This window comes from Nitrospira tepida, from assembly GCF_947241125.1.
GTDB classification, from domain to species: domain Bacteria; phylum Nitrospirota; class Nitrospiria; order Nitrospirales; family Nitrospiraceae; genus Nitrospira_G; species Nitrospira_G tepida.
In genome coordinates this window covers 2,174,125-2,192,753 of record NZ_OX365700.1, presented here as the reverse complement: position 1 = coordinate 2,192,753, position 18,629 = coordinate 2,174,125, and the positions used below count along the sequence as shown (strand labels likewise).

The window sequence follows — 18,629 nt, the reverse complement described above, 5'->3', positions numbered from 1 at the left end:
ACATGAGGGAGTTTGTTGGGGTCCATAGATTTTTTACAGGCTACGAGATCTCATGCCAACATGCAACGACTATTCGTATATTACGATTAGTCGTAGCGGCTGTCAGTCGAGCAAAATCCATTTAAGTCATGTTTTTTCAATACCTTATTAATCAGTGCCGATCAGGCACGTCTTCTGCTCACACGAGGGCTATCGAACGCTGGTGCAACGAATCAGATCCACTCACAAAGGAGGAATGTATGAATCGCATCGCACACCTTGATCCCGCAACCACGAACGGCCCAGCCAAGCAGCTCTTCGATGCCGTGCAAGCCAAGCTTGGTGCCGTCCCGAACCTGTTCCGGGTGTTGGGTAACTCTCCAGCCGCGCTCAACGGCTTCCTGAGCCTCAACGGAGCTCTCGCAGCCGGAGCATTCCCCCCGAAGCTGCGCGAGCAGATTGCGCTCACCGTGGCCGAGACCAATCAATGCGCCTACTGCCTCAGCGCGCATGCATTTGTCGGCGGCAGGCTCGGATTGAGCACGCAGGATATTGCGGATGCCCGGCAGGCCGATGCCACCGATAAGCGGACCGATGCCATTCTCAAACTCGCACAGAGCATCGTCGTCCAGCGCGGGGAACTCGGCGCGACGGGCCTGGATCAGGCGCGCGCGGCCGGGCTGACTGACGGTGACATTGTCGAAACCGTCGCCCATGTCGCGCTGAACATCTTCAGCAATTACCTCAACCATATCGCCGGCACGGTCATCGATTTTCCGGAGGTTCCGCTCACGCAGGGGCATGCCGCATCGTCTTGCGCCTGCGGCTAGAAGCAAAGGCCAGTGCTATTCAAGGGATTCCAACTCATCAACGCAGACGAAAGGATGCTGTCATGACTATTCTTACTCGCTCGAGCATCGCCGCGGTGGCCGCCGTCATCGTCGGCTTGACCCTGACCTCGTCGCCGTTCGCACAGAATGCAAAACCCACGGTGTCGCATTATGCCGGACCGCGAGAGGATGCGCCGGTTCCTCGTCCGGGCCTGACGCCGAAAAGGGGGCGGGTGGCCGTCGTCGTCACCGACCCGCAGAACGATTTCCTCAACCCCAAGGGAGTGGCCTGGGGCGTCGTCGGACAGAGTGTGCAGGAGAACCACACGGTCGAGAACATCGAAAGCCTCTTCAAGGTCGCCAAATCCGCCGGTGTGCCGGTCTTTGTCAGCCCGCACTACTACTATGCGCACGACCATCAGTGGAAATTCGGCGGCGCGCTCGAAGTGCTCATGCACAACATCGGCATGTTCGATCGCAAAGGCGCCTTGACGCAGGAGGGTTTTGCCGGCTCGGGCGCGGACTGGCTCGACCGCTACAAGCCCTATATCGAGGACGGCCGGACGGTGATCACGAGCCCGCACAAGGTGTTCGGGCCCGAGTCAAACGATCTCATCTTGCAGTTGCGCAAAGCTGACATCAGCCAGGTCATCCTGGCCGGCATGTCCGCCAATCTCTGCACCGAGTCACATCTACGCGAACTGCTCGAGCAAGGGTTTGAAGTCGTGGTCGTGACCGATGCCACGGCCGCAGCCAAGCTGCCTGGATTCGACGGGTATGAAGCGGCCTTCGTGAACTTTCGCTTGATGGCCAGCGACGTGTGGAGCACGGCCCAAACGGTCAAGACCCTCACGAGTCTCAAGTAATCCACTCGGACCTCCGGATGGGGCATCCGACCGTGGTGACTGAGAAAAGACTGATGGCGCAGGTGATCGTTTTGAGAGTTCTGTCCATTCGAACCGATAGGGGAGGAGAACATGCAGACGTACGAAACTACGGCAATCGTGACAGGTGCGGGAAGCGGCATAGGCCTGGCCGTGGCGGAATCCTTTCTCCGCGAAGGGATGAATATCGTGCTCAACGGGCGCAATGAAGAGAAGCTTGTCCGTGCCGCAGTCCAGCTCGGTCAACCTGATCGGCTTGCGATCGTCGCCGGTGACATCACCCGGCCCGAGACGTCCACCCGGGTTGTGGAGGAGGCGGTCAATCGCTTTGGCCAGCTCTCCGTGCTCGTGAACAACGCCGGCATCTTCTGTACGAAGCCATTCACCGAATACGCCGTCGAAGAGCTTGACGGGTTTCTCGGCTACCTGCGGGGAACCTTTGTTCTGTCGCAAGCGGCGGTTCGGCAGATGCGTGGGCAGGGCCGCGGCGGGTCAATCGTCAACATCGGGACGATTCTCGCGTCGAACGGTGTGAACGGGATTCCTTCCAGCGCGCCGATCGCGGCCAAAGGGGGAATCATGGCGCTGACCAAGAACTTGTCCGTTGAACTGGCGAGGGAAAACATTCGCATCAACGCGGTCGCGCCCGGAGTGGTTCCCACGCCACTCTACGGTGATCTCACCGACGAGCAACTCGAAGCACTCCATGGGATGCAACCACTCGGTCGTTATGGGACGCCCAAGGACATTGCAGATGCCGTCCTGTACCTGGTCAAGGCAAGCTGGGTCACCGGAGTGATCCTGCCGGTGGATGGCGGAGTGGATGCCGGGGGCGATGGAGCCTACCACGGAGTGAAGGAGAGCGCTGGGACAGTTGCGGCATGAACGTGGCCGAACGGCTCCGCATGAACACAATGCACAGCATCGTTAAAGATCCATACCACCACTCACGGATGCGAAGGAGGAACTATGAAAACGGCAATCGTCATACTCTCTGACCCCAAGAGCGGCGCCGAAGAGGCGCTTGGGCGGGTATTCAATGCGCTCGCCCTGGCTGCTGAATCCAAGCAGAAAGGCGACGAGGTCGCCGTGGTGTTCAACGGGCCAGGCACCAGGTGGCCGACGGAGCTGACCAAGCTGACCCACCCGGCTCATGCGCTCTATCAGTCCGTACGCGATGTGGTTCAGGGCGCGTCGTGCGCCTGTGCCGAGGTGTTCGGGGCGACGGAGAGCGTGAAGTTGTGTGGAGTGGCGAGCGTGAACGACAACGCCATACCGGGAACTGCCGGTCTCTTGAGCCTCAGACGGTACCTGGCCGACGGATGGAACGTGGTGGTGTTTTGACCAGTCGAACAGGGGTGATGGAAGACGGTCTGAAACCGTTTTCCATCATCCGACTGGCGGAGGGCAAGGCGATGGCGCGGAAATATCTCCATATGACGATGACTGAATCAGTGCGCCGTGCGCAACAGCAATACTACGGGCATGCGGCGACGATCACGGATGTTCATGAGCGTGATCCGTTAAGCGATGCGGAGGCTCAATTCATTGCAGACCGCGACAGTTTTTATCTGGGATCGGTCAGTGAGACTGGTTGGCCCTATGTCCAGCACAGGGGCGGGCCGAAAGGCTTTCTGAAGGTCCTCGATCCCGCCACGCTCGCGTTCGCCGATTACCGTGGGAACCGGCAACTTCTGAGCACAGGGAACCTGTTCGCGAACGACCAGGTGGCATTGTTTCTCATGGACTACAAGAACCGAGAGCGGTTGAAGATTCTCGGTCACGCGCGGGTGGAAGACGTTCGAGACCATTCGGCGCTAGCAGTGCGGCTCACGCAGGGAGACAGCCAGCCAAAGGCGGAGCGGATCGTCATCATCGAGGTCGTCTCCTACGACTGGAATTGCCCCAAATACATCACCCCACGCTATTCCATCGATGAGGTTGAGGAGTTGGTGGGGCCGTTGAAATCCCGCATCGCCGAGTTGGAAGCGCAGCTCCGATCGGCTCAGGACTAGACGATAATTGGACTCATGTTGAGTTGACCATACAGGAGGGACGTCCCATGCAAAACGTATCGCGTCGACGCTTTCTTCAGTTGGCTGTCGCAACGGGCGGCGCGCTCGCGCTGGGAGATCTGGCCGACTCGATCCGACTTCCCCGGTCCGGACGTGTTGCCTACGCCTCGGAACCAATCAAGGTCGGGATCATTGATCCGCTCTCAAGCCCGTACAAAACCTCCTCGATCCACGACGTGCACGGCGCGACCGTGGCGGTGGATCGCTTCAACAAGGCCGGCGGGGTACTGGGACGTCCAGTCGCCATCATCGAAGCCGATGATGCGTCCAACGTAGACACTGCCGTCCGGGCGGCCCGCAAGCTGATCAAGGACGACCGTGTACATTTCCTCATGGGCACCTTCAACGGCGACGTGGCGCTGGCCGTCGCACAGGTGGCCAAGCAGGAGAACCGGCTCTTCATGGTGACCGGGGCACATGTGCCGGAGTTGACGGGTTCGGGGTGCAACTCGCATACGTTCGTGTTCATGCCAAGCGCCCGAATGTTGTCCAGGGCCGTTACGCCCCATCTCGTAAAGACCTACGGGAATCGCTGGTTCATGATCACGACCGAGACAATGGACGGCCGGGCGGCAGAACAGGCCATGGCGGCCGCGCTCCAGGCCGAGGGTGGCGAAGTGCTCGGCTCGATCAGCACGCCCTTCGGGACCACCGACTTCACAATTGCGCTGGCTCAAGCCAAAACTGCGAAACCCGGCGCCGTCATCCTGAATCTCTACGGCTGGGATCTCGTTCATGCGCTGAAGGCCTATACAGCGGCAGGGTTGGCCAAGGAGCAGATCGGCGTGGGTGGCATGATCGGCGGCGAACAAATCGGCCGTCCGCTCGGCTATGCCAACAATGCGGGGATCTGGGGGTTGATCTGGGACCCCAAGATCAACAGCGAGAGCTCACGGCGGTTCATTCAAGGCGTGATCGACAAGTACAACCATACCCCCACCTCACGCTGCTACCATGGCTACACTGCGATGACACAGATTCTGGAGGCGGTTCAACGGGCCGGCACGACCGAGACGCAGGCGGTCATCAAGGCGCTGGAGGGACATGAATTCGACGGGCTGAAAGAGAGCCGGTCCTACTTTCGCGCCAGGGATCACCAGCATGTGCAGGACGTGCTGGTAGGGAAAGCCTACGGCAAGGAACTGGGCCTGGGCCATTACCAACTACTGGCCACAGTTCCAGGTGACGCCGTCGCCGGCCGTCATGACGAGTCGACTTGCACGCTGTAGGAGCACGTCATGTCAACGATCCCGAATAGGCGCCCCCCTGTTCCACCCTTTACCGAGGAGACCGCAATCCGGAAAGTGCGCATGGCAGAGGACGCCTGGAATAGCCGTAATCCCGATTTGGTCGCACTGGCCTACAGCGTTGACAGCCTGTGGCGGAATCGCGACGAGTTCCTGTCCGGCCGTGAGGCGATCGTGGCATTTCTGCGACGCAAATGGGCCAAGGAGCTGGACTACAGGCTGATTAAGGAACTGTGGGCGTTCCATGAGACGCGCATCGCCGTGCGTTTTGCCTATGAGTGGCACGACGATTCCGGAAACTGGTTCCGGTCCTACGGGAACGAGAACTGGGAGTTCGACGGAAATGGCCTCATGCACCGGCGCCTCGCAAGCATCAACGATCTTCCCATTAGAGAGGAGGAACGCCAATACCACTGGCGGCTTGGCCCTCGCCCCGAGGGCCACCCTTCCCTGTCCGATCTCGGCCTGTGAAGGACGGCGTGAGTGAGACAGGCAAATGTCGGCGAATGTCCGCCATGGCAGTCAAGCGAGATGGGATCAATGCATCGCGACTATCTCGCATTCCGGCAACCATGGGGAGCGGTCATGGGAAGAGGCTCTGTGACCATATTGTCCTGGGAAAGCCACAATTTGTAAGCTACCTCACAGATTTTCCTTATGCATATCGGGTAACAGTACAAATTGCGCTGGTGTCTTCGGAAGGCAAAACGCGTCACACGTGTGAGGAAACCCCAAGGACGCATCCGAGTCGTCGGTGTTCGGTATCGTGCGGTTGTGAACGCTCCAAACCGTGGCGGGTGCAATGGCCTGAGTAATTGTTGATGATGCTCTTCACATCATCCACCGGATGACAGCAGCCGACCTAGGAAAGAGCAATAAGGCACATTTGCATCGGGTGGCGATGCGTGTGCAAGCTGTAAACGATTTCTTGCTAGAGAGAGCTGCCGGATGTCATGATGACGTGCACGCATTTCATCTGCGCGAAGCACACGCACTGCCTGCGTCCAGAGGCAGACCAGGCAGTACCCATTGCAATGTTCGAGGCGGGCGATTAGTCTGTAGCACGTTAACCGTGAGCTGACCTGATGGAACGCGTACAGTCTGCCGCCACCAACAAGCTCTGGTTCCTCAAGCACATTCGCTTGTTTGACGGGATCTCTCCGTCTGAAATGCAGGAGATGGAGAAAATTACCCGAATGGAAGAGGTCAAGAAACGGCAGCCCTTGTACCTTCCAGGCGATCCGAGCAGCAACGTCTATCTCCTCAAGAAGGGCCGCGTCAAAATCGCCAACACGGCGCCCAGCGGGAAAGAAGTCACCTTCGATATTTTAGAGCCGGGAGAAGTGTTCGGAGAACTTGAGGTTCTGGAAGACGCTCCCCGCTCGACATCGGCCGAGGCCCTTGATGACGCGCTGATTTGTGTGATTCCCCGGAAGGATTTCGATCAGTACCTGGCCATGCATCCGAACGTGACGGTCAAGTTGACCAAACTCATCGGGTTGCGGCTCAAGAAAATCCAGAGCCGTATCGAAGATCTGGTCTTTCGTGATGTGCCAGCCCGTCTGGCCCATCTGCTCTCGGAGTTGAGCAAATCGGATGGGGTCGCAGATAAGCAGGGGGTTCGACTCAAAGTGAAGTTGACCCACCAGGAAATGGCCAACTTGATCGGCTGCAGCCGCGAAACCGTGAGCGCCACCATGGGCCTGTTCAGGGATCAGTGCCTCATCCAGATGGAAGGCCGGAGCATCACTATCCTGAAGCCGGACGAGCTCTCACGCCTGGTGTCATAGCCACTTCCCTTCACTGCCACGCTCGGCCGGCGTCCTGCCTTGGCGATGGGAACCGGTGATCAGCTCCCATCGCTAATGAGCTCGTCGCTTTATGCCCCGCAGTTATGTCTGCGGTTTCACAAGCTGAAACGAGCGGGTGAGGCCGAATATAAAACTGGTTCCTTGCGCGAGGTTATTGTTCGCATCCCGAGCGAGAGGGATCTGGGTCATGAAGTAGACTGAGGTCGCCTCCGTGAGCCGTGACTTGATCAACTCGCCGAGAGCAAGCTGAAAACCTGGAGTATAGGCAAGGTATGTCGATCCCGTATTGGGGACGCGCCGATCCAGAACTCGGGGATCGAGCAGGACCGGTTCATCTCCGGCGAAAGGAGGCGCCGATTGCTCCAAGTTTGCCGTAACATTGTCATGAGTCAGATACCGGTAGTTGAACTGACTGATCAGCACAAGCCAAGGGGTCGTAATGAGATTCAATCCCACGTTCAATTGGTACTCATCTCCAAATTGATACCCGTCACGATTGCGAAACGTATGGCGGTAGCTGGCAAAGGCGAATTGGTTCAAACGGTGAGGAATCAGCTCGTACGTCTGATAGATGGATCCGATGAGGCCGACGTTCCCGCGACCGAGCTGTCCCGACGACTCCAACACTTGTCCTGAACTGTCCCGCGCCCTGGTATCTCCCGTGGGAAGCTCAAGGCCCAACCCCATCACGACCATGTGCCGGAGCGTCGGCAACAGGTTGTACTTGGCCGTAACCCGCACATCGCCGATGCCGTTGTCCGCAAAGTTGACCCGCTCCCCAAACTCGGTGGGGGATTCGCCGATCTCGTCGAGATGGATGTGCGTGCGTTTCAGGTAGGGAATCGTCACCTGCATCGCAAACCGATCGGTGACTCCGTAGTTCAGATCGAGCGTATAGGTCTGGGTGATCGTCCGCACCTCCTGATGATGATCGAGAATCAACCGTTGCCGAGCCTGGTCAGCCGCCGGAATGATCCCGGTCGTGCCGCCCAGCAACCGCATCGGCGTGTAATTGTAGATTCCATTGACAGTCAGGACCCCCTGCTGTGGAACCTGCTGTTGCGCACCGATGACGACGAAGCAACTCACGGCGCCGCAAGAGGCTAGAGCCGCCGCTTGGGTGCAGAGAACCCAGGTGATCATGAGCAAGATCAAGGACATTCGATGATGAAGTCGCATGAGATTCCTCCTAAGCCACAAGGGCGCAGGTCTTTCGATAGGCCGAAAAACCGCCTCAAGACACGTTGTTCGCTGGATGTCCCGTCTCACCTCCGGCCGAAACGCACAACCACGGGACCACAGAATGACATGGTCCAGTGGTCATCGTCCGGGTCGATTAGTGACGGGTATGATCTTCGTGGGGGGCATGTTGAGGTGGGTGGACCGCGAGAGAACTGCCGAGCGAGAGCCCGCGCGTGGCTCGAAGCCAGCCGAGCCGAGTCGACCAGTTCTCGGATCATGAATTGAACTCTGTCGCGCTGTGGAATGGCATCAACAACGTAGCCGGCTGCACAGAGCCAGGCGCACAACAGACTTGAGTGTGTGCCGGCATGATGATGAGATTGATCGCCCGTATGTGCCGCCAGATGGGGACGCGCAAGTCCCATCGGCGCAAAGAGCACTCCCACCAATAAGGCAGTCAGCAATATCGGAGAAGGACGTTTCATCGAGCTCATAGTCACAACCACCGGCCGAGTCCGGCTCTACGCTCCCCGCCTGGTCCATTACTGCATGATCGTCCGAGAATTCCTGTGAGGTGGGTTACAGTTTGTTCGTCAGAGAGATCGGATAGCGCGTCTATCGCGCGTGCCAACAGACGCGTGGTATTTCACCTAGCCTTCGTGGTGTCACCTCGGCTACATGGAATCTGCCGATCTCATGGCAGTGGGCCGCCGCATGAAGCGCATCGAGAATCGACGATCGCATTGGGGGTGGAGCGAGGAGCGGGGACCGGCATGTCGCCCCGCAGTAGACGGACCCAGCGTGCGGTGGGGTAGCGAACCACCAACTTCGGGACGAGGAGGAGCAGGGCTACCATAATCAATCCCAGCACGATCAAGAACCACTCCCCCGAGACGACTTGGCTGCCTGCATAGGTCAGTGCGAGCGTAGGAACAATCATCCCCAACAGAGTCGCGGCGGCGAACACGCGAAGCGACATGTTCGTGAGGCCCGCTCCGTAACTCACCAGATCGAATGAGAAGACCGGGAACAACCGCGCGAGGAACACGAAGATGGCCAAATGCCGGTCCGAACATCGCTCGCAAAAGCTGATCTCCATCCGGAAGATCCGAGTCACGACTTCCCGTCCCAGGGCTCTGCCGATAAGAAAACTGAGAATGGCACCAAGTTCCGCGCCGGCGACAGCATAGGCAGTCCCCAAGGTCACGCCGAAAGTTGCGCCCGCTGCCAGATCCAAGGGCAGACTGGGAATGGGACTGATGACCACAGCCACCGCCATGAGTGCCATGAACAAGATCGGCCCGAAGGGACCAGCCGCACGGAGTTGATCGGCGATCCTGTCCGGCTTGAGCCACTCCCCTACATCCAGCCAAGATACAGCTCCATAGCCCGCCACTAGTACGACGAGAAGCGCGCCGACCTTCAGCCAACGTGTTTTTGTGGTCACCGCCATATCTCCCGTCCGGTCAAAATAACCGAGGTGTAAAGAATGACACGCCGACATACGGCAGGACTCCGTTGATTCCAGTATTTCTATCGCCAAGATTCGAATTGGAAATATGATGGAGTCGCACGCCCATCGTCCAGGTGATCCGGTCCGTCACGAAATACTGCACCCCGGGGCCGGTCTCCAAGACGAATTCGAACTGTGTGCTTTGTTCTGGAATCCGCGGCGCCAGATTGGTCCAGATCATGCCGGCGCCGGCGTCCCAGAAGGGGACCCATCGGCCGAAGGAGAGAAAATTGTATTTCAGGACGAACGATCCTCCTACAGCTTCGGCAGCGAATGGCTTGATAAATCTCCCGAATAGCGGTTCCACCAGGAGTTCGACATTGCCTTCCCACCAGCTTTTTCCCAGCGGATCGGTGAGCACCATCCCGACGCGCGGCAGCACGAAGACCGCGCTCCGGTTGGAGGAGGAGCCGTTCCCGATCGCCGTCGTGCCCTGGGCGTATCCCACCGCCCCTCCGAGTTCCATAGTCCCCCGGGGCATGACATCGCGGACCTCGAATGACGATTGCGCAGACGCGACACTGCCACTGGCCCAGAGCATCACAATGGTGAGCACCGATGCTGAGAAGAGTGCGCCGGTGTGATGCCGACGTTGACCTATCAGCCTTTTCGGAGTCCCGCGTCCTACCGCAGCGTGACTCCGGCATCCCCGCCTGTTCCCCGTTCGCATGATCCCGCATTGCACCCTTTCTATCCATCACTGGATGATTGCATGGTACGGCAGGCTTGAAGACGCGTCTGTGACATGCCTTACAAGCGACTGAGAATATGTTTGTGGGAAACCGAGAAAGTGGGATCTTGGGTTGTAGGAAGATCGGATGAACTGACGGATATTCTTGAGCTTCTCCTACCCTTGCCGGTCAGCGATCCCGCGCGCCGACCTGAGTATTCCTCGGGACACAAGGCGCGGCATAGCCCATGGCATGCAGGACAGTGGGAAACATGCGTGAGACGGCGATCGCCAGAGAGAGCTCGATAACGCCGATGTCACCATATCGACGGAAAATGGCCTCACGCCAGGTATCCTCCTCGCCGCTGGCCGTCGCCACGGCTTCGGCAAAGAAATACACTACCGCCAGGTCCGGGGAGAGCGAACAGGGGTTTTCATCGAGGATCGAATCAAGAATGGCCACGCTGACCCCGGCTTGTTTCGCGAAGCGAACCTCCATCGGAAGGCACGTTCCGCAGTCTTCATGTAAAGCTGTTACGATCCGAGCCAGGTGATAGGCCTCAGCAGGAAGGGCGCGTCGAAATCGTGCGAGCGGCATCATCTTCGTGAACTTCAGGAAGTGCGGAGGCGACACACGAAGTACATGACGTAGATAGGCGAGCGGGATGCCCTGTTCATATTCGATGGCACTCAGTCGCTTCTCACAAAGCCATCGGATCACTGGTATCATGGGGATCTGCCCTCTGGACTCTTGAACACCTGAGTGTCCGGATGGAAGGCATACCAGGCGAACCAGAAACCCATGATCGAAGGGATCGGCGTTCCGTCGACATCGAGGACGGAGGCACTGCGGGATTCCTGGTTGAACCGTATCGTGATGGACCGGCCTCCGATCTGATCGCTGATGAGAGGGCGGGCCTTCTCCAGCTCTGAAAAGGGATAGGCCTTGGTGACGCCGTTGATCTCCACGCCGACGACCCGCTCCTTGGGATGGTAGCGTGGATCGAAATGCGTGGTATCGAACATGAGGTCGCGACGGTCGGCATAACCCAGGTACGGATCGTGGTCGTAGTTCCGGAATGATCCTGTCTCTGTAGACAGAACGAGCGTGGCAGGATGGGCGGCGCGCCATTCCGCCCAAGTCGTATGTTCCAGAAACATGGGCGTCAGTCGCTCTCCGGTCAGCGGGCCGGCCACCGCGTGCATGCCGACTTGCGACCAGAGACTTTCCGTCTGGTGGTCGTACATGAGGAGGTCGCTCTGATACAGCAGTCCGGACACACCGAATGTGTGTCGTCGTCCTTGGATGGTGGCATCGAACGCGATGCCGGTTCCGCAGAGGGGGCAGTAGGTGACAACCACCGCGTGGCCATCAATTGTATCGTTGACGATCTCGTGCCAGTTCAAAATCTTGATCGGGTAGGTCTTGGCTTCCGCTCCCAGGTTGAGGCCTAGTACCCGGTCTCCGTCGAGCAGAAACGTCGCCTCTGCGGCCGGGACGAATCGCGGATGAAGAATCGCGGGGATCCCATCCTTGCCGGGACCTCCATCAACGATCTGATCGAGCCGCACGTTGTGGCGGGTCAGGTCGAATGTGGTCGTCGGATTTTTCCCGAGTCCTAGCCAGGCCGCAAGAATGAGGATCGCGCCGACGGCAATGAACAAGGTCCAACGCCATTGCGGAGACGTGATGCGCTGACGGAACGTATTGCGAGAAACCGTGGGGGGAAAGAGATCTGGCTGCAGATCGCTCATCAGATGAACCAGTAGATGCCCACAACGCACGACAGCAGGACGAGCATGATGATCATGCTCCCGATCCCACAGGCCGCACCCCGGCTTTCTTTTCGTGAGAGCGCGAACTGGCTTGCTCGCGTCGCTTCGTAACTCTGATATTCTTCACGCAAGCAATTGTTCACGAATCTGACGGTATCGGGGACAAAGGCCGGCATGATTCCGGACAGGTATCGATCAAAGGCCTTAAAGAAGCGAATCGTCGACAAGATCTTGTCGTACGTCGCCTGCTCGAGCGCGTTCAGACGGAACGCATGGGGCAATGCCGTGATGAAATAGGTTCCGGCCTCGTTCGTCGTGATGGCTAAGGCGATGATCAGCTTGGTTCTCCGATCCAGACGTTCGAGATTCATCTCTTCCTTGAACAGTTCCCAGGCCGTTTCCAGATATGCCGGTCGATTTCGCATGCCTTCAAACAAATCGGGCACGAACGAGATGCCGAATGTCCGGGTGATATCCAGGAATACGGTCTGAGCGATGGCAAAGCGGGTGAGTTCGGCATCAGTCATCGATGCGTGATCGCCTTCTGCCAGCAGGGTTGCGGCCCGTACTGTCCTGCCCAGAGCAACAGTAGACTGAGCCCTCATCGCTCCCCCCTCTCCCATGCACGCAATTTGGCCACAAGCCAGTCTTTCCTCGGAATGCCTGTCGTAAGGATACGACCGTCTAACAAGAAGGCTGGAAAGACCAGCACCCCGAACAGGTCCGTGTCACCCGGTTTCGCTGTTCGGACGTCGATCTTCCAATCCGGAAGTTCACTCTGGATCTCCTGCGCCAGGGTTCGAGCTGAGAGCTCGGACAGGCATCCCCCATGAACGAAAATATCAAGACGGGCCATGGCGCCATTCTAGAGGGGTCGCGCATACCAATCTGTGAGGGGGCTTACATTTGAACGATAAACGACGTGTCGGGGAGCGAAACGGAACTCGAACCATGAAGCCTGTGCCGGGTCATCTACAAGCGCACTCTCCTTACTGCGGGATGAGTTCGGAGGCCAGGTCAGCCGATCTCCTCAGGTGACGGAATGAGTAGAACCCAAGTCAAGGCACAGACAAGATTCTCCATTATCGACAGAGCATCGGTGAAAGAGATCCCAGGATCTTCTCGAACTTCCAAGCTTCGGTGTTTGAGCATGTTTTCAGCATTCCTTCCTCGTTCGGACCAAATAGCAAGCAACTCGGGAGGAAAAGTCCTCCTGGTGGGTACCTCCCTGACTTCTCCAATGGCAGCGTTTGGCCCAAGATTGCCGACGTACCGGAGGATGTGTTCAAAAGCGAGATCCAGACGGAATATCGCATCATTAAAATAGAATCCCGCCAGCCACTCACCTTGTTCCGGTGGTCGGTCTTCCCCCAGCATCCTGAGGGCCATCTCCTTGGCTTCATCCATGCGTCGCCACACCCTACCCGGTTCCTGCAATTGCCCTGGATATCCTAACTGCTCCGCTCGTGCGAGCGAATAGATCGCTCCGAGGGCGAAGTTGTAGAGGCTCGAATGTCGTGGATCAGAGCGCGACACCTCCAGATCCTTCATCTGACTCAGGGCTCTTTTAATTCTGTCATTCATGGGATGCGCACCCCCTGACGAAAGACCAATGGTCGCTAGCTGATAGCATCAGGAGTGAGAGAGCACGGGAACGGCAGGATCGCGCACAAGAGACAACAGCTTGAGCGGGCCAGATGAGCCGCTCGTTACATAAGTAAGTCCCGTTTTCGCTCCTCAAACTCCTGCTTACTGATCTCCCCGCGGGCATACCGTTTCTTGAGAATTTCCAATGCGGAGTCTTCACGACGGCCGAACCCTTGTCCCATCAGCCATCGGGCGACGAAGAGGCCACCGAAAATCAAGACGGTCCAGAAGAGCACCATGCTTAGCAAGCCAAAGCCCATCATGGGGATCCAGCCACAATCCGTGAATCGGTCCATCATGGCAAAACCTGCACGCGATAGATGAAGGCTCTGGTTTCGAGCTGGCACTTCTTATCGACAATCGTCTTAGGCTAGTCGAGCCCGTTTAACATCTTCCATAGAGATCACTATGACACCCTCTACTCCAGAGAGTCCACATCGTGACCTGTCTCCTCGCTCGACGAGAAGACCTCGCGCTGCCAAGCCCCAGACAGGCCAACATGTCTATGCGATTCCCCACTATCGGGTGATGCTGGTGAAGGAGAGCCTGGCGCACCCCTCACCCGTCAAGATCATGGATTCCCACAACGCGTACCGGCTGCTTGTACCGGTCTTCGATGGACTCGATCGCGAGCATTTCCTGGTCATAGGCCTTGACGCGAAGCATGCCGTCATCGGCATCAACACCGTCAGCATCGGATCGGTTACCCTCAGCATCGTCCATCCCCGCGAAGTCTTCAAGCCACTCATCCTCATGAACGCGAGTGCCGTCATCCTGGCCCACAACCATCCGAGCGGCGATTCGAGTCCGAGCCCAGAAGACCGTGCTCTGACTCGGCGACTTAAAGATGGGGGCGAGCTGCTGGGCATCACCGTGCTTGACCACGTTGTGCTGGGCGAGGACCGGTACTACAGCTTTGCAGACCACCAAGAACTGTAGGCAGAATAACTTCCTCCCCCACAGTCCCCCACTGTCCTGATGCTGGCAGGCAGGCTAGCGTTGACGGTCGGGAAAAGTGTTCAGCGGTCTGAAAGGCGTGTTTGGGTTGTACTGATTGATCGGGTTCAGCGGATTGTTAGGGTTGACCTCGTTGATCGGATTAAAGGGATTGTTGGGATTGTAACGATTGATCGGATTGGCGGGATTCCCCGGATCGACACTGTTGATGGGGTTGAAGGGGTTCTTAGGATCCACCGAATTGATCGGGTTCAGGGGATTGTCAGGACGCAGTTGATTGATCGGATTGAAGATGTTGTAGTCGCGTTCATACTTCTCATCGAAGCCGAACTCAGCCCACGCCGGGGTGATCACGATGAGCATCAAGGCGACGAGGAGTAGGAAGGTACGCATAGGCACCTCCGGGCTGGCAGGGTGGATATGTGCATTATACGCCGTTAGAGGTCGAACTGACACAGATCCTAAGCCGACTTGCCGGAAAGTAACTCCGCATAGCCGAGGTGACCAAATCTCCCAAGAAGTTCAATTACGGCATCTGAGGCCTGTCTAACTTCCGGTAACGGGTGTTCTCTTGTCTGCGAGAACATTCTTCGAAGATCTCCACCCCAACTAGAAAGCTCAATATGCGACGTTTGCCCCTCGACCAAGAGCCTGACACATTCTAGAACCTCAATTGGAAACGCGGCTGCATAATCGGGGAGACGCTCCAGCACCTGGAAATCCGGATCAATGCTATGTGTTAATCGCAGGACACCCAGAAGGTTTTCCACAGCCCACCCTGCCCCAAATTTACTAGAACCGAAGCACCAGCCGAACGCCCGAAGCTCGGCCTGGTGGCTTGCCGGATCCCGCCTCGCCTGTTCGAATCGCCAAACCCAGAGACGCTGCAGTCGGTCTAGCACAGCGGGTTCGATAGGATCTGCCGTGCCATCTAAGCTGCGGCCAATGAACTCAATCGCCTCCGCCCGTATCTTGTCGGGTGCCCGTGTGAAAAACAGGCGAAGAAGTGAGTCCTCCTCCTCTAGCGTGTAGTGGCCTCTCCAATAGAACGTCATCAGATGGCCGGCTAATCTTTCATCGCGCAAATGGCGAGTGTCATCCGCCGATGCCGTCGGACTCCCAAGCTGCGCAACGGCCTGCGCGTATACCGGCTCGAGTGGTTCAAATACCTCTTCATAGCCGTCGTTGAAACAAATCAATCCATCCCATGCGACCAGCCAGTACCGTTGGTTGGTGGCCGGAAATATCCGCGGGACAGCGGCAGTTGCCCAGTCTCGATCAAACACAAGGATCCATGGAAACCAACGGCCGTACAGGGACCGAATCGCCAGTGAAGGATCCCTAGCCGGATCTAAATGCCTGTCGAGTACAGCACGTGCTTCTGCGGGAAGTGTTGGGGGCCCGGCATCTTCATTCTGCCGTTTTATCCATCCCGGGTAGAAGATGAGACCCTCGATGGCCCGACCACGAACTGAATTGATTGCGCGATGCATCGACTGACTCGGCCGTTCGGAATCTTCTTCGTCGTCCTCCGGCTCTGGATCCGGATCCATCGTCAATGTTTCCAGGAGGCACCAGGCCGCTTCACGAAGTTCAATCGGAATCCCCAAGGTTTCATGCTGAAAGCCGACACGAAGGAGCTCAACGATCCACCAACGGGTTCCACCCCAATCCAGATCGGCTTCCCAGCGATCAACACTCCGTCCTGGAATTGTGCGAGGTTGATCAAGGATCCACGAGCACAGAGAGAAGACCCGCGCCCATGGAATTTGATGATCTGCCTGAAGCGCCTTCACGAACCCACGAACGATGCCGTGAACATATGTCGGATCTATGTCTCTCCATTTCTCTGATGCGTCGGCATAAGGAACTGGATTAGTCGCAACGACGGACGTCAACACTTCTGCCAGACCTGACCGTGTGGGATACGGAAAAGAGTTCCGATCTGGTGTCCAACTGAGCAGATAATTTCGCAATTCAGACGGCGTAAGTCTCCGCAGTTCGTCTTCAGATCTTGGAGCACGCTCTCCCGCCGAGACCACCCTCGCTTCTCTCATTGGCGGTGGCGCTGGCTCGAACTCGCCAAATTCCTGTACAAGCGCGGCATACCGCTCTTGCCAGGGAGGTGGCAGGGCGGTATGGCATGGCCCTAGCCGATTCCATTGCCAGCTCCGGCGATGCCTCTCGATCTCTTCACTGCTGGGGCGCCGCCCAGTGCTCGCTTCATAGTTCCTAATCAATCTCTCGACGTTCTGAGGTCCTGCGTCAACCCATGCGACAATTGTCCGCTGTTCATCAGGAGTCAGGCGCGCAAAACCGACTTGAAGTAGCGCATCGTATTCCTTTCGCAAGTTTCTGCCTCTGAACGATGGTTCATGTGTGAGCCTCGACGCCACCATGTCTCTTGGCGCTAAGGTGGCAGATGCGAGAAAGTATAGAGCAAGCCGTCTGAAGATCAGCCAGCAGCGTGTTTCAAGCGCTTCGACCAAGGGACCGAGCTCGATACGTCCATCGCTCAGCAAAGATTGGGCAGCGTCCCGAGTCGTGACGGCCAATACGCTCCTAACGTCATCGCGATCGTCTTCGTCCTGAAGAGCTAGATCCGGCTGCCACACGATGGAGTTGTCGTCCCATTCATCCGACGAGGATGAGCGGCGAGAGAGTTTTGCCGCCTTCTGAAGGATGTTGCATAAGATGTCAAAGCACTCGCGGCCGGTCCTGTCAAGTACGGGTTGAAGATGGTCCTCCACGACCTGACGATATTCATACATGCTTATCCGCGGCTTAACCGGCCTATACAAGATGTCCGAGTCACCATCAGCCTGTACATGTTCAATAGCGAGCAGCGCTGTAAGCAGTGTCAGGGCTTCCTGTGACAGTCCGCCGTCTGCCAGATGGGTTGTCAGTTTGCCAAGTCGTCGCCAGAACAAGATCCCGCTATCGTGATGAACCCATTTGCTCAATCTTGGGATAAAGCGAACGGAATGTTGCGCCGGCAGTTTAAGAAGTACATCTACCAAATCGCGGATAACAAATGGATTCGCCAAGGTCCGTTGAGCAAGAGCATCTACAATGTCGGTCAAGCCATTCAGGACCGCGGTGGGATCGGCTCTGTCGGCAACACGCACGAGGTATTCTGAAGCCGCCCAACGTGGGATGCCGCTAGCTTCAATAGGTGGAGGGGTCCTAAAGATTCCTTCGGTTCGTAGGGCAGGGATCCATGCCGGATCCTTGAGATTCTCGAAAAAGTACCTGTAATGTTCAATATGTCCAAGCTGGGTTACGACGAGATGGACGTCGGCTGGAGTCGAATTTCGAATCAAGTCGTCAATGTCAGCGATCGTTACGAAGAAGCCTTGTCCAAGCGTGAGCACTGTCCTTTCAAAAAGAATAAATCGTCGCTTGATGTCGTCCCAGTCATATTCCGAATCTGTCTTGCCGTTATCATGTGCGTGACCGACAAACCATTCCTTTAGTTTGATCCAACGTCTCAAAACCGGACGCAATGCATCACCAAGATGGCGATTTTCTGGGCGGTCTGCCTGAAACAGTTTCTCGGCAATCGTATCGGGTTTGGCACGTGTTGCCTTGTGCTCCTTGATCAGCTCTTCTATCTGACCCAAGAAATCCTCGGTCAAAGCATCTTGGGGATCCGGAATGGATGTAGAGCCAACGGTCCGAGGTGGACGGATCAGAGGCCGGATCATTCGGTCCCAGGCCAGCGCAATCTCATCCAATCGCTTGTCGTATTCCAAACGTGTGCGCTCCACACCTGCGAGAATTCCGGGTAAGGTATTCGCGATCTCTCGAACGCAATGCGCAATGATTCGGCTCCGGCCAGGGAGTGGTTGTTGCTCAAGAAGAATCACAGCGGTCTCATAGAGCTCTGCCAGGGAAGGTGCCTTTTTCTTCAACCAATGGAGCAGCCTCCGCCGCGATGAGGACCACGGAGTCGTTAAAGGGGATGGCGATGGTGTTTCATCCAGCGGTGGCTGAGGGACAACGTCAGGTCCATTGGGCATGGGCGATTATATACAGGCGCCGAACGGCGGGGTAGC

At 57.2% G+C, this 18,629-nt stretch carries 19 protein-coding genes; 9 read left to right on the top strand and 10 right to left on the bottom strand.

Annotated elements, in window-relative coordinates; translation table 11 throughout:
• The first annotated feature begins 239 nt into the window (after nt 1–239).
• The 8 genes from QWI75_RS10330 to QWI75_RS10295 all read left to right on the top strand — a co-directional run bounded on the left by QWI75_RS10330 (nt 240) and on the right by QWI75_RS10295 (nt 6,805).
• A complete protein-coding gene (locus QWI75_RS10330) occupies nt 240–809 on the top strand; it encodes a carboxymuconolactone decarboxylase family protein (RefSeq protein ID WP_213041736.1) in 570 nt (189 codons plus the stop codon).
• Nucleotides 810–871: 62 nt separating this feature from the next.
• Nucleotides 872–1,675 (top strand): cysteine hydrolase family protein, encoded by an 804-nt coding sequence (locus QWI75_RS10325; RefSeq protein ID WP_213041737.1) that lies wholly within the window; start codon nt 872–874, stop codon nt 1,673–1,675.
• A gap of 111 nt (nt 1,676–1,786) precedes the next feature.
• Nucleotides 1,787–2,578: an SDR family NAD(P)-dependent oxidoreductase gene (locus tag QWI75_RS10320; RefSeq protein WP_213041738.1), complete on the top strand. Its 792-nt coding sequence runs from the start codon at nt 1,787–1,789 to the stop codon at nt 2,576–2,578.
• Between the two features lie 84 nt (nt 2,579–2,662).
• A complete protein-coding gene (locus QWI75_RS10315; protein ID WP_213041739.1) occupies nt 2,663–3,037 on the top strand; it encodes a DsrE family protein in 375 nt (124 codons plus the stop codon).
• A complete protein-coding gene (locus QWI75_RS10310) occupies nt 3,034–3,708 on the top strand; it encodes a pyridoxamine 5'-phosphate oxidase family protein (RefSeq protein ID WP_213041740.1) in 675 nt (224 codons plus the stop codon). Before QWI75_RS10315 ends, QWI75_RS10310 begins: the two co-directional genes overlap by 4 nt.
• Before the next feature lie 47 nt (nt 3,709–3,755).
• Nucleotides 3,756–4,997, top strand: coding sequence for an ABC transporter substrate-binding protein (locus tag QWI75_RS10305; protein ID WP_213041741.1), 1,242 nt, complete (start codon nt 3,756–3,758; stop codon nt 4,995–4,997).
• 9 nt (nt 4,998–5,006) lie between these two features.
• A complete protein-coding gene (locus QWI75_RS10300) occupies nt 5,007–5,486 on the top strand; it encodes a nuclear transport factor 2 family protein (protein ID WP_213041742.1) in 480 nt (159 codons plus the stop codon).
• 614 nt (nt 5,487–6,100) lie between these two features.
• The gene (locus tag QWI75_RS10295; protein WP_213041743.1) at nt 6,101–6,805 is read left to right on the top strand and encodes a Crp/Fnr family transcriptional regulator; all 705 of its coding nucleotides are present in this window, start codon (nt 6,101–6,103) and stop codon (nt 6,803–6,805) included.
• A gap of 102 nt (nt 6,806–6,907) precedes the next feature.
• On the opposite strand, the gene QWI75_RS10290 is transcribed toward QWI75_RS10295, so the two are convergent.
• The 8 genes from QWI75_RS10290 to QWI75_RS10255 all read right to left on the bottom strand — a co-directional run bounded on the left by QWI75_RS10290 (nt 6,908) and on the right by QWI75_RS10255 (nt 13,913).
• Complete coding sequence (locus QWI75_RS10290) at nt 6,908–8,005, bottom strand: transporter family protein (RefSeq protein ID WP_213041744.1); 1,098 nt, start codon at nt 8,003–8,005, stop codon at nt 6,908–6,910.
• Between the two features lie 697 nt (nt 8,006–8,702).
• Nucleotides 8,703–9,455: a TVP38/TMEM64 family protein gene (locus tag QWI75_RS10285; protein WP_213041745.1), complete on the bottom strand. Its 753-nt coding sequence runs from the start codon at nt 9,453–9,455 to the stop codon at nt 8,703–8,705.
• Between the two features lie 19 nt (nt 9,456–9,474).
• Entirely contained in the window at nt 9,475–10,002 is a 528-nt protein-coding gene (locus QWI75_RS10280; protein WP_289268526.1) for an acyloxyacyl hydrolase, read from the bottom strand.
• Nucleotides 10,003–10,381: 379 nt separating this feature from the next.
• On the bottom strand, nt 10,382–10,792 hold the full coding sequence (locus QWI75_RS10275) for a carboxymuconolactone decarboxylase family protein (protein ID WP_289268525.1): 411 nt from the start codon (nt 10,790–10,792) through the stop codon (nt 10,382–10,384).
• Nucleotides 10,793–10,917: 125 nt separating this feature from the next.
• On the bottom strand, nt 10,918–11,946 hold the full coding sequence (locus QWI75_RS10270) for a DUF3179 domain-containing protein (protein WP_213041748.1): 1,029 nt from the start codon (nt 11,944–11,946) through the stop codon (nt 10,918–10,920).
• Entirely contained in the window at nt 11,946–12,494 is a 549-nt protein-coding gene (locus QWI75_RS10265; RefSeq protein WP_213041749.1) for a hypothetical protein, read from the bottom strand. The genes QWI75_RS10270 and QWI75_RS10265 overlap by 1 nt, the downstream gene beginning before the upstream one ends.
• Before the next feature lie 490 nt (nt 12,495–12,984).
• Entirely contained in the window at nt 12,985–13,551 is a 567-nt protein-coding gene (locus QWI75_RS10260; protein ID WP_289268524.1) for a hypothetical protein, read from the bottom strand.
• 125 nt (nt 13,552–13,676) lie between these two features.
• A complete protein-coding gene (locus tag QWI75_RS10255; protein WP_213041752.1) occupies nt 13,677–13,913 on the bottom strand; it encodes an SHOCT domain-containing protein in 237 nt (78 codons plus the stop codon).
• A gap of 109 nt (nt 13,914–14,022) precedes the next feature.
• Here QWI75_RS10255 and QWI75_RS10250 point away from each other — a divergent pair, with 109 nt between their 5' ends.
• Nucleotides 14,023–14,553 carry a JAB domain-containing protein gene (locus QWI75_RS10250; protein WP_213041753.1) on the top strand — a complete coding sequence of 177 codons (531 nt, stop codon included), beginning with the start codon at nt 14,023–14,025 and terminating at the stop codon, nt 14,551–14,553.
• A 54-nt stretch (nt 14,554–14,607) separates the two neighbouring features.
• Here the strand turns inward: QWI75_RS10250 and QWI75_RS10245 are convergent, their stop codons facing one another.
• Nucleotides 14,608–14,964, bottom strand: coding sequence for a hypothetical protein (locus QWI75_RS10245; protein ID WP_213041754.1), 357 nt, complete (start codon nt 14,962–14,964; stop codon nt 14,608–14,610).
• Between the two features lie 68 nt (nt 14,965–15,032).
• The gene (locus QWI75_RS10240; protein ID WP_213041755.1) at nt 15,033–18,485 is read right to left on the bottom strand and encodes a hypothetical protein; all 3,453 of its coding nucleotides are present in this window, start codon (nt 18,483–18,485) and stop codon (nt 15,033–15,035) included.
• Nucleotides 18,486–18,629 lie beyond the last annotated feature (144 nt).